This window comes from Marinococcus sp. PL1-022, from assembly GCF_033845285.1.
GTDB lineage: Bacteria > Bacillota > Bacilli > Bacillales > Marinococcaceae > Marinococcus.
Window position 1 is genome coordinate 683,595 of the sequence record NZ_JAWXCX010000001.1, and the last position, 15,888, is coordinate 699,482.

General features: G+C 47.9%; 15 protein-coding genes and 1 other annotated feature. Of the genes, 14 read left to right on the forward strand and 1 reads right to left on the reverse strand.

What is annotated here, in order from left to right; genetic code table 11:
• Positions 1-77: 77 nt before the first annotated feature.
• The 13 genes from polA to rplT all read left to right on the forward strand — a co-directional run bounded on the left by polA (position 78) and on the right by rplT (position 14,063).
• On the forward strand, positions 78-2,702 hold the full coding sequence (gene polA / locus SIC45_RS03475) for a DNA polymerase I (protein ID WP_319631083.1): 2,625 nt from the start codon (positions 78-80) through the stop codon (positions 2,700-2,702).
• A 12-nt stretch (positions 2,703-2,714) separates the two neighbouring features.
• Entirely contained in the window at positions 2,715-3,578 is an 864-nt protein-coding gene (gene mutM, locus SIC45_RS03480; protein WP_319631084.1) for a DNA-formamidopyrimidine glycosylase, read from the forward strand.
• Positions 3,551-4,144 (forward strand): dephospho-CoA kinase, encoded by a 594-nt coding sequence (gene coaE, locus SIC45_RS03485; RefSeq protein WP_319631085.1) that lies wholly within the window; start codon positions 3,551-3,553, stop codon positions 4,142-4,144. The genes mutM and coaE overlap by 28 nt, the downstream gene beginning before the upstream one ends.
• A gap of 139 nt (positions 4,145-4,283) precedes the next feature.
• On the forward strand, positions 4,284-5,315 hold the full coding sequence (locus SIC45_RS03490) for a glyceraldehyde-3-phosphate dehydrogenase (protein WP_319631086.1): 1,032 nt from the start codon (positions 4,284-4,286) through the stop codon (positions 5,313-5,315).
• A gap of 373 nt (positions 5,316-5,688) precedes the next feature.
• A complete protein-coding gene (speD, locus tag SIC45_RS03495; RefSeq protein WP_022793113.1) occupies positions 5,689-6,072 on the forward strand; it encodes an adenosylmethionine decarboxylase in 384 nt (127 codons plus the stop codon).
• A 171-nt stretch (positions 6,073-6,243) separates the two neighbouring features.
• Positions 6,244-6,723: a transcriptional regulator NrdR gene (gene nrdR / locus SIC45_RS03500; RefSeq protein ID WP_022793114.1), complete on the forward strand. Its 480-nt coding sequence runs from the start codon at positions 6,244-6,246 to the stop codon at positions 6,721-6,723.
• A gap of 16 nt (positions 6,724-6,739) precedes the next feature.
• On the forward strand, positions 6,740-8,143 hold the full coding sequence (locus tag SIC45_RS03505; RefSeq protein WP_319631087.1) for a replication initiation and membrane attachment family protein: 1,404 nt from the start codon (positions 6,740-6,742) through the stop codon (positions 8,141-8,143).
• Positions 8,144-8,161: 18 nt separating this feature from the next.
• A complete protein-coding gene (dnaI, locus tag SIC45_RS03510) occupies positions 8,162-9,088 on the forward strand; it encodes a primosomal protein DnaI (protein ID WP_298783493.1) in 927 nt (308 codons plus the stop codon).
• A gap of 140 nt (positions 9,089-9,228) precedes the next feature.
• Positions 9,229-10,338: a cyclic dehypoxanthinyl futalosine synthase gene (mqnC, locus tag SIC45_RS03515; RefSeq protein ID WP_091614809.1), complete on the forward strand. Its 1,110-nt coding sequence runs from the start codon at positions 9,229-9,231 to the stop codon at positions 10,336-10,338.
• 331 nt (positions 10,339-10,669) lie between these two features.
• Positions 10,670-12,610 (forward strand): threonine--tRNA ligase, encoded by a 1,941-nt coding sequence (gene thrS, locus SIC45_RS03520; RefSeq protein WP_319631088.1) that lies wholly within the window; start codon positions 10,670-10,672, stop codon positions 12,608-12,610.
• A 56-nt stretch (positions 12,611-12,666) separates the two neighbouring features.
• Positions 12,667-12,811: a sequence feature (ribosomal protein L20 leader region), on the forward strand.
• Entirely contained in the window at positions 12,807-13,421 is a 615-nt protein-coding gene (gene infC / locus SIC45_RS03525; RefSeq protein WP_245558588.1) for a translation initiation factor IF-3, read from the forward strand. (Overlaps the previous feature by 5 nt.)
• 43 nt (positions 13,422-13,464) lie before the next feature.
• Positions 13,465-13,668: a 50S ribosomal protein L35 gene (gene rpmI / locus SIC45_RS03530; protein ID WP_022793119.1), complete on the forward strand. Its 204-nt coding sequence runs from the start codon at positions 13,465-13,467 to the stop codon at positions 13,666-13,668.
• A gap of 41 nt (positions 13,669-13,709) precedes the next feature.
• Complete coding sequence (gene rplT, locus SIC45_RS03535; protein WP_298783507.1) at positions 13,710-14,063, forward strand: 50S ribosomal protein L20; 354 nt, start codon at positions 13,710-13,712, stop codon at positions 14,061-14,063.
• 42 nt (positions 14,064-14,105) lie between these two features.
• Here rplT and SIC45_RS03540 read toward each other — a convergent pair whose 3' ends face one another.
• Positions 14,106-14,513: a sigma-w pathway protein ysdB gene (locus SIC45_RS03540; protein ID WP_298783509.1), complete on the reverse strand. Its 408-nt coding sequence runs from the start codon at positions 14,511-14,513 to the stop codon at positions 14,106-14,108.
• 266 nt (positions 14,514-14,779) lie between these two features.
• On the opposite strand from SIC45_RS03540, the gene SIC45_RS03545 reads away from it, so the two are divergent.
• Positions 14,780-15,868, forward strand: a complete 1,089-nt coding sequence (locus tag SIC45_RS03545) for a M42 family metallopeptidase (RefSeq protein ID WP_319631089.1) — start codon at positions 14,780-14,782, stop codon at positions 15,866-15,868.
• The last annotated feature ends 20 nt before the right edge of the window (positions 15,869-15,888 follow it).

Genomic DNA, 15,888 nt, shown 5'->3' on the forward strand with positions numbered 1-15,888 from the left:
AACGATGAACGTGAAGGCCCGCCAGATGATGTACATAAGAAGCCGGTTCGGCTTTTTGTAATAAGGAGGACAATGATTTGAGTAAACTAGTGTTATTGGATGGAAACAGTATTGCTTACCGGGCGTTTTTTGCCCTGCCTCTTTTAAATAACGATAAAGGCGTTTACACCAACGCCATTTACGGTTTTACAACCATGCTTTTAAAAATTCTGGAGGACGAGGAGCCAAGCCACGTGCTCGTGGCCTTTGATGCCGGAAAAACAACCTTTCGCCACGATACTTACAGCGAATATAAATCCGGACGGGAAAAAACTCCCTCTGAGTTATCCGAACAGCTGCCGGTCATTCGTGAAGTGCTGGACGTTTTTAAAGTTCCTTACATCGAAAAAGAAAATTATGAAGCTGATGATATTATCGGTACGCTCTCAAAGCAGGCCGAGGATGAAAACTGGGATGTACGCATCTATACCGGTGACCGGGACCTGCTGCAGCTGGTCAGTCCTCATGTGCATGTTTCCTTTATTAAAAAAGGAATAACGAATACCGAGCTGTACGACCCGGATGCCATTCAGGAACGATATGGTCTTACTCCTATTCAGATAACCGATATGAAGGGGCTTATGGGAGACAGCTCGGATAATATTCCAGGCGTGCCCGGGATCGGGGAAAAGACTGCATTGAAGCTGCTGCAGGAGTATGGATCTGTTGATAAAGTACTGGAGTCCATTGATAAAATTTCCGGAAAAAAAATGAAGGAACGGCTCGAAGAAAACAAGGAACAGGCGAGAATGAGTAAAGAACTCGCTATCATTTACCGCGACACGCCGCTTGATTTGGAGCTTCGGCAGTTAAAGCATGAGGAGTATGACGTAAAAGAGGTAACAGATCTTTTCCGGGAGCTGGAGTTTCAAACGCTGTTGAACAAGTTTGATGACGTAGATGAAGCGCAGCAGACCTTCGATGAACTGGCATACAAGCATGTGAAAGATGTGCAGGAGAATATGCTCGTTTCTCCGTCTGCCCTGGTGGTGGAAGTGCCGGAGGAAAATTATCACCACGGAAGTATCTGGGGCATAGCGGTTATTAACGAAACCGGCCGTTATTTTATCTCCACAGAAGATGCACTGCAGAGTGAAGCGTTTCAGGCCTGGGCTAAGGATGAATCCAAAGAAAAATATACGTTTGATACAAAGCGTGCTGTCGTTGCTCTCGGCTGGAAAGGTCTAGAACTACGGGGCATCACCCACGATACGCTGATCGCTTCCTATTTAATCGATCCGTCCGTATCCTCGCATCACGTTTCTGATATAGCGAAACGGCGGAATCTGCAGGTTGTGGATACTGACGAAGCTGTTTACGGCAAAGGCGCCAAACGCACGAAGCCGGAGGAAGATGCACTGGCAGAGCATCTGATCCGCAAGGGTGAAGCCGTCTACCGGCTGCAGGGAAAAATTGAAGAGGACTTAAAGCAGAACGAGCAGCTCGAACTGTTTAAAGAGCTGGAAATGCCGCTGTCGCTAGTCCTGGGACAAATGGAAACCCAGGGTATTTGCGTGGATCGTTCGCAGCTTGAGACGATCGGTGATGAACTAGACGGCCGTCTCACAGAGCTTGAAAAAGAAATATACAAACAGGCCGGGCGTGAGTTTAATATTAATTCGCCGAAGCAGCTTGGGCCGATTCTATTTGAGGAGCTCGGCCTGCCTGCCGTTAAGAAAACGAAGACCGGCTATTCCACGTCAGCGGATGTGCTCGAAAAGCTCAGGGACCAGCATGAAATTATTCCGAGTCTGCTGTTGTACCGCCAGATTTCAAAGCTGCGCTCCACGTATATTGAAGGCCTATTAAAAGTTATCCATCCCACTACAGGTAAAATTCATACGATGTTTAACCAGGCGATTACGCAGACGGGGCGACTGAGTTCGACGGAGCCGAATCTGCAGAACATTCCAATCCGACTTGAGGAAGGCCGGCGCATTCGGAAAGCGTTCATTCCTTCTGAATCCGGGTGGTCCATTTTATCGGCAGACTATTCGCAGATTGAACTTCGGGTACTCGCTCATATCGCAGACGATGAGGGGCTCAAGGAAGCTTTCCAGAACAACATGGACATTCATACAAAAACTGCGATGGACGTGTTTGGCGTCGGGCACGACGAAGTGACGTCCAACATGCGCAGAAGTGCTAAAGCCGTAAACTTCGGGATTGTTTACGGAATCTCGGACTACGGGCTTTCACAGAGTCTTGGCATCACGCGGAACGAAGCGAAAGAATTTATTGAAAGCTATTTAAAAAGCTACCCCAATGTGCAGAATTATATGAATGAAATTAAAGATGAAGCCAGGCGCGACGGATTTGTGACCACACTTCTGCACCGCCGCAGGTATCTGCCTGACATGAACAGCCGCAACTTTAACCAGCGCAGCTTTGCAGAAAGAACCGCCATGAACACCCCTATTCAGGGTACTGCAGCTGATATTATTAAAAAAGCGATGGTGGATGTAAGCAAAGCCCTTGAAGAAAAAAGTCTGAGCAGCCGGCTGCTCCTGCAGGTACACGACGAATTAATTTTCGAAGTGCCGGAAAACGAAGTTGAAACCATGCAGGAGCTTGTTCCGGAGCTGATGGAGAAGACAATCGAACTGTCGGTGCCTTTAAAAGCAGATGTGTCCCAGGGCCCGACATGGTATGATGCGAAATAAGGAGAGAGAACGATGCCTGAATTACCGGAAGTTGAAACGGTCCGACGGAATTTAGAACAGTCGGCCGTTGGAAAAACGGTGGAGAACGTGAAAGTATACTGGCCTAACATTATTAAGCGTCCCGATGACCATGAAGCCTTTTCCATGATGCTGGGAGGAAAAACGATCGAGCGTGTGCACCGTAAAGGGAAATTTTTAGTGATTTATCTTGAAGACCTGGCTGTTGTTTCTCACTTGCGTATGGAAGGGCGTTACGAATGGAGTGATGGCGGGGAACCGGATAAACACACGCATGTGCGCTTTCATTTCACCGACGGTACGGAGCTTCGCTATCGTGACGTGCGGAAATTCGGTACGATGCACGTGTTCAGCCGCGGCGAGGAATGGAACGAAAAGCCGCTGAACCAGCTTGGGGCGGAGCCTTATCGTGACGCTTCGTTTACCGCTGATTATCTGCACGCCCGGTTTCAAAAAACGTCACGCAGTATTAAAGCGGTGCTGCTCGACCAGTCAATTATTGCAGGGCTCGGAAACATTTATGTGGATGAAGCGCTGTTTCGGGCGGGTGTTTTGCCGGACGCTCCAGCCGCAGGACTCGGAAAGCCTGTGGTGGAAATCCTTCAAAAGCAGATAACAGAAGTGATTGAAGAAGCAGTAAAACAGGGAGGAAGCACGGTGCGTTCCTATGTGAATGGAGACGGGCAGACTGGTGCTTTCCAATTAAACCTGTTTGTATATGGAAGAAAAGGAGAGCCGTGCAAGGTATGCAGCCATGAAATAGAGAGGGCTGTAGTGGCGGGCCGTGGTACGCACTACTGTCCAGTCTGCCAGACGAAGGAGGGGACAAAATGGTTATCGGTCTTACAGGCGGAATAGCAAGCGGCAAGTCACTGGTCGCAGATACCCTGCGGGAGCAGGGACTGCCCGTGATTGATGCGGATGTAATTTCACGGGAGGTGGTGGAGCCGGGAGAGCCTGCCCTGGAGCAGATCATTGAGCATTTCGGTCCGGAAATCCTTCAGTTTGATGGCGCACTCGACAGAAAGAAGTTAGGCTCCGTCATTTTTAATGATGCTGAAAAACGTCAGGTGCTTAACCAGATTATTCATCCGGCTGTCAGGCAGCGTATGATGACCAAACGGGACGATCTTGTACGTGAAGGAAATGAGCATGTTGTTCTTGATATTCCCCTTTTGCTTGAAAATAATTTAAACTTTCTAGTTGACCGCGTTATCGTTGTTTATGTAAATGAAGCGACCCAAAAGCAGCGGCTCGTGGAGCGTGACGGTCGGGGAGAAGAGGATGCGGCTGCGAGAATCAGGTCGCAGATGCCCCTGGAAGAAAAAAAGGACCTGGCGGATGCAGTAATAGATAATTCGGGCACAGAAAAGGAAACAAAAATCCAGGTGGACGAGCTGCTTCACCAGTGGAAAATAAAATAGAAACTTGTGAATAACCACTTTTGGTAAAAGAAAGTGGTTATTTTTTTAAAATTACTTGCAAGAATACGCTGTCAATGTGTTATACTATTTTTAGATTTTACTTATAAAAGTATAACATATTTCCAGAGGAGGATATTAAATGAAAACAAGCATAGCGATCAACGGTTTCGGACGAATTGGGCGTATGGTTTTTCGAAAGGCAATGATGGACCCAGAAGTTGAAGTGAAAGCCATCAATGCCATGTATCCTCCTGAAACACTGGCTCATCTGGTGAAATATGATAGTGTACATGGTCCGTTTCCGCTTGAGGTAAAATCTGAAGGAGACGAAATGGTGGTGGACGGCAGACGGATCCGGCTGCTCCAAAACCGAAATCCACTTGAACTCCCGTGGGAAGAGCTTGGCGTAGATATTGTGGTTGAAGCGACGGGCAAATTCAACCGCGGGCCGGATGCTGAAATGCATATAGAAGCCGGGGCGAAAAAGGTAGTATTGACTGCTCCGGGAAAAGAAGTCGATACCACCATCGTGATGGGCGTAAACGAAGAAGACTACGATCCGGAAAACCACCACATAATCTCGAATGCTTCCTGCACAACAAACTGCCTTGCGCCGGTCGTCAAGGTGCTCGAGGATAAAATCGGTATTGAAAGCGGTTTAATAACGACCGTGCACGCATACACTAATGACCAAAATAACATGGATAATCCCCATAAAGACCTGCGACGGGCAAGAGCCTGCGGACAGTCGATCATCCCGACGTCCACCGGAGCAGCTAAGGCGCTCTCCGAGGTGATCCCATCCATGGAAGGGAAAATGAACGGCATGGCGCTCCGGGTGCCGACACCAAACGTATCGCTTGTGGATATGGTAATTGATATGAAGCGCCCGGTAACGGAAGAAGAAATCAACCAAACATTAAAGGCGGCGTCAGAGCAGGAGCTCAAAGGGATCATTTCCTACTGCGAGGATCCGCTCGTTTCAACGGATTTTAACGGAAATGAACATTCCTCGATTATCGATGCGCTCTCGACCATGGTGATCAACGACCGCCAGGTTAAGGTGCTTGCCTGGTACGATAACGAGTGGGGCTACTCCTGCCGGGTGGTGGATCTGGTAAAAATGGTCAGTGAGCCAGCTGTCGGGTACTCCTCCGTTGCTTCGTTTTAAAAATCGTTAATGTGGGAAAGCGTCCCTTGAGCGGGGCGCTTTTTATTTATCCCCGGTATGAACATCAAATATAGAAGGTATAGAGCTTATACAGGTAAGAAATCCGTAAATTCAGGGTTTAAGACGCTGCGTGAGAAAACTGGTTGCAAATTGCAAATAAACATCGTATACTGAATTTCGTGCCTTTGCGTCTTTGAATTTAACGGCAGAAATGCACAGTTTCCAGGCGTATACAGGTATACCAACGGTTACTGCAAGGGTTAGTGCCAAATTGGACTAACTTTCCCCCAGAGTAGCCTTTAAAACGTGACGGGCCGATAAAAACACAGCGACCTAATGATGTAATAAAAAGAAACAAAGGGGGAAACGTACCATGGAAACAATGGGACGCCATGTCATTTCCGAGCTTTGGGGTTGTGACGAAGAAACTTTAAACAATGTAAATGCAATCGAACGTATCTTTGTAAACGCCGCTTTAAAAGCAGGCGCTGAGATAAGAGAAGTGATTTTTCATAAATTTGCTCCGCAGGGTGTAAGCGGAGTCGTCATTATTTCAGAATCTCATTTAACGATTCACAGTTTTCCGGAACACGGCTATGCCAGCATCGATGTTTATACGTGCGGGGACCATATTGACCCGAACACGGCGGCTAAATATATTGCCGGTTCACTCGGTGCCGAAGCGGAAGAAACGATAGAAATTCCCCGCGGAACAGGCCCTATCCGTGTAGAGCGTCCGGAAGCAAACGCCCTATAATGCGCATACGAACACCGTTCAAGCAGCTGCCTGTGCTTGAACGGTTTTTTATTTCCGGCAGCGGAATAGATTCAAAGAAATACACAAATTGTCATCCTCCCGCAAGGAACGAATGTGATATGATAGAACCAATAAAAATAGAGACCGCCCATCAAATTGGAGATGATAATAATGAAATGCCCTGTATGCTACTCCAATGGCACACGTGTATTGGACTCGAGGCCGAGCAATGAAGGCCGTTCCATCCGGCGCCGGCGTCAGTGTGATACGTGCCACCACCGCTTTACCACTTTTGAAATTGTGGAAGAACTCCCGCTTGTCGTAGTGAAAAAAAATGGGAACCGGGAGGAATTCAGCCGGGAAAAAATGCTGAGAGGCTTGATCAGGGCCTGTGAAAAGCGGCCGATTCCAATGGAAACGCTCGAGGGCATTGTCTCGAGGGTGGAAAATAAACTTCGGGAAGAGGGACGGACAGAAGTGAAAAGTGAAGAAGCCGGAGAGCTTGTCATGGAAGAGCTCGCGGATATTGATGAAATCGCCTACGTCCGTTTTGCTTCTGTTTACCGGCAGTTTCGTGATATAAATGTATTCATCAACGAATTAAAAGAGCTGATTGATAAAGAAAACAAAGAGGATTCATCAAAATCATAAAAAGGAGGGCGGCGCTTTGAGTCTGCATTGGATGGAAGTCAAACCGGTGGACGGGTACTACGTTCGCACAAGTAAAGAATTCAGCGAGAGCACGGATAAAACGATGTCTATGCTCTACCAGCCGTTAGTCGGAAGCAAAGCGATCGCTCTCTACCAGACTCTGCAGAATAAATTGGAAAAGGACTGCTATGAAAGCTCCGAAGCCACCCATCATGAGCTGATGGCTTTTTTGCAGATGCCTTTAAATGAAATTTACGCTGCCCGCCGCCTGCTTGAGGGCATCGGGCTTCTAAGGGTTTACGAATTAGAAACCCAGTCCCAGGATAAAACATTTGTATACGATATCCAGCCGCCCATGTCGCCGCGGGCTTTTTTTCAGGATGATGTTTTAAGCGTATTTTTATATAACCGGCTTGGAAAGAGTAAATATATTCAGCTTCGCCAGCGCTTTGGCATTTCAGCTGTGCCCGAAGCAGCTGAAGAAATTACGGCTTCGTTCAATGAAGTATTTGCTTCTCTGCATGCGTCGGAGATGGCCTCCGAACCGCCTCCGGCAGATGAAGACACAGAGTTTATCGGCGGCAGTGAACCATCGCGTCTGCAGCTTGAAGAGGACGGGTTCGATATGGAGCTGCTGAAAGCTTCGCTCCCATCCTTTCTCGACGCTGCCCGGCTGTTAACGCCATCGCTGCAGCAGACCGTCCGCCGGCTTGCTTTTGTGTATCAGCTTTCGCCAATTGATATGGGAAAAGTAATTCAGGAGTCCTTATCAGCGGACGACGAAGTGAATATAGAAGATCTGCGTAAAAAAGCAAAAAACCATTACCGCATGGAGCACGGAGCAGCTCCGCCTGCACTCGGAAACCGTACAGAACGGGAGGAACCAGCGCCGGCAAAGGACCGCCCTGTGTCCGAACAGGAGCAGATGAAGCAGTTTTATGAACAGACCTCCCCGGTGACGTTTCTTCGTTCGGTTGCTGGAGGAGCGACTGTGCCGGAGTCCGATATTCATCTCGTGGAGGAGCTTTTATTCAGCTACCGTTTATCACCGGGCGTGGTGAACGTGCTGACGGATTATGTGATGCAGAAAAATAATATGAAATTAAGCAAGGCGCTTGTATATAAAATCGCCGGTCAGTGGACAAGGAAAAAAGTACATACCGTAGAGGATGCCATGAAGCTTGCGAAGGAAGAACACAAGCAGGCCCAGGAACGCACGGCGCCTAAAAACAATTATGCAAATAAACGGCAGCAGGGCTATGTCCGAAACGACAGGCTGCCTAAATGGATGGAAAAGGAAGAGCAGGTGAAGAATTCACCGGCTGAAGCTGAAAAAACCACCCAGGATGAGCAGCTGTCGAAGGAAAGAGAGCGCTTTGAAGAAATGCTGAAGGAACGACGGGAAAGAGCAAACCGTTAAAAGAAAGGGGGCCGCTGGATGGATTCGATCGGATCCTCGTTGAACAGATGGATGGATAAGGATTGGAAGGAGCGGATGGCAAGGCTGGAAAAAGAAGTATTTGCCTATCCGGGAGTTATCGATTTCAAGCGCCGCCATCCGCATATACCGGCAGAAGAATACGAAAAAAACAAAGCAGCTTTATTTGAATATAAGCGGGAGCGCAGCAACTGCGATGCCTGTCCGGGACTTGAAAACTGCCCAAACCTGATGCAGGGGTACCAGCCCGAATTGATGGAAGACAAAGGAAAAGTGACGGTTGCCTATCACCGTTGTTCATTAAAGGTACACGATGATGAAAAGAAAAAAAGACAGGCACTTATTAAAAGCTATTATATTCCAAAGGAGATACTGCACGCCTCCTTTGATCAGGTGGATATGGACCATGAATCAAGAGCGAAGGCCGGAACTGCGGCACTTCACTTTGCATCGGCCACCGTGCCCGGGGAGGACGGACAAGGACTTTACCTGTACGGAAAGTTCGGAGTTGGTAAAACGTATATTGCGGGAGCTATTATGAATGAACTGGCGGAGCGAAACATCGGCTCGATGATTGTACATGTGCCGGACTTTTTCCGGGAAATCAAAGAATCGTTATCGGATAATACGGTGCGGGAAAAGGTCGACAGTGTTAAAGGTGTACCGGTACTCATACTCGATGACCTTGGAGCCGAATCAATGAGCGCCTGGACAAGGGACGATATTTTGGGCGTTATTCTGCAGTACCGGATGATGGAAAAGCTTCCTACTGTCTATACGTCCAACTATGATTACAGTGAACTTGAAGAGCATTTGACCTATTCCCAGAAAGGCGGTAACGAGCGTTTGAAAGCAAAGCGTATCATGGAGCGCATCCGCCCGTTCACAGAGGAAGTATTTATGGACGGACAGAACCGTCGGGGATAATTGGAAATACAGAGGCCATTCTAAGTGTATAATACAAATAAATATGCTACCATGATAATAGCGCCCAGCATGCAGAAAATGGGTTGGATTCGCGATATTTTCATGCGAGCGCCATAAAGGAATTTTCTGGAGGGTATACAATGAGCATTGATGGAATACTGGAACGGGCATTAAACGGAGAACGACTGACAATGGACGACGCTGTGCGCTTATATGAAAGTGATGAAATAGAGAAAATGGGAGCTGCCGCGGATGAAATAAAAAAACGCTGGCACCCGGAGCCTGTTGCCACCTTTAACATAGGACGTAATGTCAATTACACAAACGTCTGCGATACTTTCTGCCGTTTCTGTGCATTTTACCGCCGGCCGGGATCGGAAGAGGGCTACCTTCTTTCGGACGACCAGATTCTGCAGAAAATTAAAGAGCTTCAGGATGTTGGAGGAGACGAGATTCTAATGCAGGGTGGGACCAACCCGAATCTCCCATTTGAATACTATACAAACCTGCTTAAAAAAATTAAAAGCCATTTCCCAGACGTGACGATGCACTCGTTTACGCCGGCAGAAGTGTACAAAATGATGGAGGTTTCCGGTCTGTCATTAAAAGAGGTATTAACGGCTCTTCACGAAGCTGGTCTGGATTCGCTTCCAGGCGGAGGTGCCGAGATTCTCACAGAGAAGACGAGAAAACGGATCAGCCGCTTGAAATGCACGGCCGATCAGTGGATCGACTGCATGAAAATGGCTAAAGAGGTTGGTATGCACGGCACGGCAACGATGGTTATCGGCTTTGGCGAATCAAACGAAGAGCGGGCAGAACACCTGTGGCGCATTCGTGAGGCCCAGGACGAATCCAACTGCTTTTTGGCCTTCATATCCTGGACCTTCCAGCAGGATTACACAAGCATGAAAGGCGAGCGTATTACACCGGAAGGCTACCTCCGGAATGTAGCCATTTCACGCTTATTCCTGGACAACATCCCGAACTTCCAGTCCTCCTGGGTAACAGCAGGACCAGAGACAGGCAAACGCTCTCTTTCCTACGGCTGTAATGACTTTGGCAGCACCATGATGGAAGAGAATGTTGTTTCTTCAGCGGGTACCACACACAAAGTGAACATCAACCGGATTCTTCGTTTGATACGGGAAGCAGGCTACACGCCGGCGCAGCGGAATACGAAGTACCATACACTCCGTGTGTTTGAAGGAGAAGAAAACAGCGAAAAAGACTTTGTAATGCAAAACTAACTACAGGTTGCATGATAAGAAGCTTTTCGCTATGCTGAAATAGCGAAAAGGAAAATGCAAGGATGAGGACATGAAAATAAAACAGGCGTCCCAGAGAAGAGAACCAGGGCTGGAAGTTCTCTACGAACCGTTTTATTTTTACCCCCTCGGAGCTCCGGCAGGGAACAGCAGTATCTGCCGGCGGGCCCCCGGCCGTTACCCGGATAGAGTCGTCTCTGCGCTTGGGACGGAAACTAGGGTGGAACCGCGGCTGAGCCCGCCCCTTTCGAGGGGCGGGCTTTTTTATGTGTTTTTTGGTTTATTACAGTTATAAAAGGAGGACAAAACCACAATGGCAGAACAAACAATCACGCTCATATTTCCAGATGGGAACGAAAAATCATATGACATCGGCACAACGACAGAAGAAGTAGCCGGAGGTATCAGCTCAGGCCTGAAAAAGAGCGCACTGGCAGGAAAAATCAACGGAAGAATGGTGGATCTCCGCACTCCGCTAAGGGAGAATGGCCAGATTGAAATCATTACGTACCAGTCTCCGGAAGGCCTTGAAGTGCTCCGGCACAGCACCGCGCACGCAATGGCCCAGGCGGTGAAGCGCCTGTTTGATGACGTGCAGCTTGGTGTCGGCCCGGTGATTGAAAACGGGTTTTATTATGACATTGATACGTCGCACCAACTGACGCCGGAAGACCTTCCTAAAATCGAAAAAGAGATGAATAAAATCATTGATGAGAATCTGGAAATTATTCGCGAGGAAGTGTCCAGGGAAGAAGCAGTCCGCTTTTTTAAAGAGCTTGGCGACGAGCTGAAGCTGGAATTAATTGAAGATATCCCTGAAGGAGAACAGATCGCGCTTTACCGGCAGGGAGAATTTGTCGATTTATGCCGCGGCGTTCATGTACCGCAGACATCCAAACTGAAAAAGTTTAAGCTGATGAACATCTCCGGGGCTTACTGGCGCGGAGACAGCAATAACAAAATGCTGCAGCGTATTTACGGCACCGCCTTTGAAAAGCAGTCCCAGCTTGATGATCATTTGAAAATGCTCGAAGAAGCCAAAGAACGCGATCACCGTAAAATCGGCAGAGAGCTCGACATATTTACGACAAGTCAGACAGTCGGACAGGGGCTTCCGCTCTGGCTTCCAAACGGTGCCACAATCCGTCGGATTATTGAGCGCTACATTGTAGATAAAGAAGTACGCCTCGGCTATGATCACGTGTATACGCCAGTGCTTGGTTCCTCCGAGCTGTATAAAACGTCGGGCCACTGGGACCACTATCAGGATGATATGTTTCCACCGATTGAAATGGACAATGAAACCCTCGTGCTTAGGCCGATGAACTGTCCGCACCATATGATGGTCTATAAAAATAAAAAGCACAGCTATCGCGATCTACCGGTCCGCATCGCAGAACTCGGAACGATGCACCGTTATGAAAAATCCGGGTCGCTTGCCGGCCTGCAGCGCGTGCGGGCGATGACATTAAACGATGGTCACATTTTTGCCCGCCCGGATCAGCTGAAGGATGAATTCATCCGTGCAGTGCGGCTTGTCCGTGAAGTCTACCATGATTTTGGCATTAAGGATTACACCTTCCGGCTTTCGTACCGGGATCCGGAGGATAAAGAAAAATACGTGGATGACGACCAGATGTGGGAAAATTCCGAGCGTATTCTGAAGGAAGCGATGGATGCGATTGACGCTGAATATGTGGAAGCAGAAGGGGAAGCAGCATTTTACGGCCCGAAGCTCGATGTCCAGGTAAAAACAGCGATGGGCAAGGAAGAGACGCTCTCCACCGTCCAGATCGACACCCACCTTCCTGAACGTTTTGATCTCACGTATGTTGGAAGTGACGGAGGCGAGCATCGTCCGGTAGTAGTCCATCGGGGTATTGTGTCCACGATGGAGCGCTTTATCGCCTTTCTGCTTGAAGAATACAAAGGCGCTCTGCCGACGTGGCTTTCTCCTGTTCAGGTGAAAATTATACCGGTTTCGCCTGACGTTCATCTCGACTACGCGAAAGAAGTGGAAATGGCGCTGCAGGCATCAGATGTCCGGGTGGAAGTGGATACGAGGGATGAAAAGCTCGGCTACAAAATCCGGGAAGCCCAGACGCAGAAAATCCCTTATATGCTTGTGCTTGGCGACAAAGAGCAGGAAGCAAATGCCGTAAATGTACGCAGATACGGTCAGCAGGATTCACAATCACAGCCGCTGAATGATTTTGTGGAAAATGTAACAGCGGCTATTAATGAATATCGTTAAAGTGGTTGACGTCCTAATAGGCACGTGCTAAGATATCCTAGTGTGAAAATAATTAATCCCTAAAGAAGAAGCGCCCGCTTCTCACCTGACCGACAAACGTTGGCTGGTTATTATCAATATATTGAATGTGTAGATCATATATTCTATATACGTGTGGGCGCTTCTCTGTTTCAGAGGGTGTCTGCACGTTTTTTCGTTGTGCCAATGGTATGTATTTGCGTGGAAGCCCCGCGCACTAAATTTCTGGAGGTGGCTTATTATTCGTAAGGACCAAAAGGTAAACGAGGGCATCCGTGCCCGTGAAGTTCGACTCATCGACGCTAACGGAGAGCAGCTTGGAGTAAAATCAAGAAACGAAGCTTTAGAGCTGGCCGGGAAAGAAAACCTTGACCTTGTTCTTGTTGCTCCAAACGCGAAACCGCCTGTCTGCCGTATTATGGATTACGGTAAATATCGTTTTGAACAACAGAAAAAAGATAAAGAAGCCCGGAAAAAGCAAAAAACGATCAACGTGAAAGAAGTTCGTTTGAGCCCGAGCATTGAAGAACACGACTTTAATACAAAGCTGCGTAACGCACGCAAGTTTTTGTCCAAAGGCGATAAAGTGAAAGCAGCTATCCGCTTCCGTGGTCGTATGATCACACACTCTGATATCGGTAAGGAAGTACTTGACCGGTTTGCCAAAGAATGTGAAGACGTGAGTACGATCGAAACGAAGCCGAAAATGGATGGCCGCAGCATGTTCCTCATGCTCGCTCCAAAAGCGGAGCAGGAACGGGAACAAAAAGAAGAATCCAGCAAAGAAGAATAGACAGCGGTTTTTTCCGTTATATTAAAAAAGGAGGATGTCACTTATGCCAAAAATGAAATCTCACCGCGGAGCAGCAAAACGTTTTCGCAAAACAGGAAGCGGCCGTGTAAAACGCGCACGCGCATTCACGAGCCATATGTTTTCGCATAAATCCCAAAAGCAAAAGCGTAACCTTCGTAAGCCGGAGCTTGTTTCCAAGTCCGACTACAAGCGTATCAAGACACTACTGCCGAAAACGAAAAAATAAGCACGGTCAAATAATTGAGATAATCTAAGGAGGGGTTGACGATGCCAAGAGTAAAAGGCGGATATGTGGCACGTCGCAGACGTAAACGAGTATTAAAACTCGCGAAAGGGTATAGAGGTTCTAAGCACAGACTGTTTAAAACAGCACAGGAACAGGTAATGAAGTCCCTGCAGTATGCTTACCGGGACCGTCGCCAGCGCAAGCGCGAATTCCGTAAGCTGTGGATTGCACGCATTAACGCAGCAGCGCGGTTGAACGGCTTATCCTACAGCCGCATGATGCATGGCCTGAAGCAGGGCGGTATCCAAATGAACCGTAAAATGCTCGCAGATCTTGCAGTAAATGATGAAAAAGCATTTGCAGAGCTTGCTGAAAAAGCGAAATCAAACTTATAATTAAACAAAAAGCGGAACGCCTCATTACGGGCGCTCCGCTTTTTAATGTTTTTCCGGCTGTGTTGCTTCAAGCTTTTGCATGAACTCTTTCACCGGACTGTTCCACTCGATGGCAGCTTCCGGGTAAAGTGAAAGAATTTCCCGTTCGAGAAAGGTGAAATCCTCGCGCTGAAAGCCACGCAAATGCTCGCTTTCAATCACCCAGAGCGAAATAGTAACCACTTCAAATGCTTTTTCGGTTGTACCTACGTATTTTTCGCCTTCAAACATGACGCCTTTGTGGGTAGCCAGTAGATTTTTCCGTACATTTTGCTGGTCATCAAGCAGATAGAATTGTTTTTTATGGTGGGCTGCTTCCAGTTTTCTTCTTGAATTATTCCAGTATCTCCAAAACGAGTATATGATAATAACAAGCGCGATCAACAGCAGCACCCGCAAAAGAATACCCAATCTTTACACCCTCCTCTGCATCTATCGGATTAAGCGCACATAAGCCTTGTCATTTCTAATATATACGAACAGTATATTAAAAAGTTTCACAGGTTCCCGGGTATGATAGATTATGTTTGAGCCCTGCGGCAAAGTTCTTTATACTGAATATGGAAGAACCCGCACCACAACGCTTGTACTGATGAAAATATTAATGCGGCTCATTAATAATATTTTCCCTTTGCATGTGTGTGTAAAACAACCGTACATAAAGGAGGCAGCATGAAATGGCAGAATTAGATTCAACATTGCAGATGCTAAAGGACCTCACGGACGCAAACGGCGTTCCGGGGAACGAACAGGAACCAAGAAAAGTGATGACCCAGTATATTTCTCCTTACGCCGATGAAATGAGCACTGATCGGCTGGGGAGTCTGATTGCTAAAAAAACCGGCCAGGCCGGGGGCCCGAAATTAATGATTACCGGGCATTTGGACGAAATTGGTTTTATGATATCGGGAATCGATGAGAATGGCTTTTTGAAATTCCAGACCCTCGGGGGATGGTGGAGCCAGGTGATGCTCGCCCAGCGGGTGAAGGTAATGACGAGAAAAGGAAACATTACCGGCGTCATCGGCTCGAAGCCGCCACATATTCTGCCGGCGGAGCAGCGTAAGAAGGCGATGGAAATTAAAGATATGTTCATCGATATCGGTGCTTCAAGTAAGGAAGAAGCAGAGTCATTCGGCGTGCGTCCTGGGGACTCAGTCGTGCCGGTATGTGATTTTGAAGTGATGAACAATGAAAAATTACTGATGGCGAAAGCCTGGGACAACCGTATTGGCTGTGCTATCGCGATTGAGGTACTGAAGCGACTCGAAAACGAATCCCATCCGAATGAAATTTACGGTGTCGGGGCTGTGCAGGAGGAAGTCGGACTGCGCGGAGCGAAAACAGCAACCAACCTGATTCAGCCGGATATCGGATTTGCGGTCGATGTAGGCATTGCCGGGGATACGCCGGGTGTCACAAGTAATGACGCCAGAGCGAAAATCGGTAAAGGACCACAGCTTCTTATGATGGATGCCTCCGTTATCGCACACAAAGGGCTGCGTGATTTCGTTGTCGGTGTGGCTGAAGAAAAGGAAATTCCTTTTCAGTTTGACATGATGGCAAACGGCGGCACAGATGCAGGATCTATTCACCTGTCCGGTGAAGGAGTACCGGCTATGGCCATTACGATTCCGACCCGCTATATTCATACGCATGCAGCTATTCTTCACAGGGATGACTTTGAGCATGCCGTGCAGTTAATCGTAGAAATTGCAAAGCGTTTAGACCGCGACACAGTAGAGTCATTAACGTACGAAGGATAAAAACGCAGCCTTTCTGTCCA

Excerpts from the sequence above, each read along its gene's own strand:
- mutM (WP_319631084.1), top strand. The coding sequence starts at position 2,715 with ATGCCTGAATTACCGGAAGTTGAAACGGTCCGACGGAATTTAGAACAG.
- coaE (WP_319631085.1), top strand. The coding sequence starts at position 3,551 with ATGGTTATCGGTCTTACAGGCGGAATAGCAAGCGGCAAGTCACTGGTC.
- SIC45_RS03490 (WP_319631086.1), top strand. The coding sequence starts at position 4,284 with ATGAAAACAAGCATAGCGATCAACGGTTTCGGACGAATTGGGCGTATG.
- speD (WP_022793113.1), top strand. The coding sequence starts at position 5,689 with ATGGAAACAATGGGACGCCATGTCATTTCCGAGCTTTGGGGTTGTGAC.
- nrdR (WP_022793114.1), top strand. The coding sequence starts at position 6,244 with ATGAAATGCCCTGTATGCTACTCCAATGGCACACGTGTATTGGACTCG.
- dnaI (WP_298783493.1), top strand. The coding sequence starts at position 8,162 with ATGGATTCGATCGGATCCTCGTTGAACAGATGGATGGATAAGGATTGG.
- mqnC (WP_091614809.1), top strand. The coding sequence starts at position 9,229 with ATGAGCATTGATGGAATACTGGAACGGGCATTAAACGGAGAACGACTG.
- thrS (WP_319631088.1), top strand. The coding sequence starts at position 10,670 with ATGGCAGAACAAACAATCACGCTCATATTTCCAGATGGGAACGAAAAA.
- rpmI (WP_022793119.1), top strand. The coding sequence starts at position 13,465 with ATGCCAAAAATGAAATCTCACCGCGGAGCAGCAAAACGTTTTCGCAAA.
- rplT (WP_298783507.1), top strand. The coding sequence starts at position 13,710 with ATGCCAAGAGTAAAAGGCGGATATGTGGCACGTCGCAGACGTAAACGA.
- SIC45_RS03545 (WP_319631089.1), top strand. The coding sequence starts at position 14,780 with ATGGCAGAATTAGATTCAACATTGCAGATGCTAAAGGACCTCACGGAC.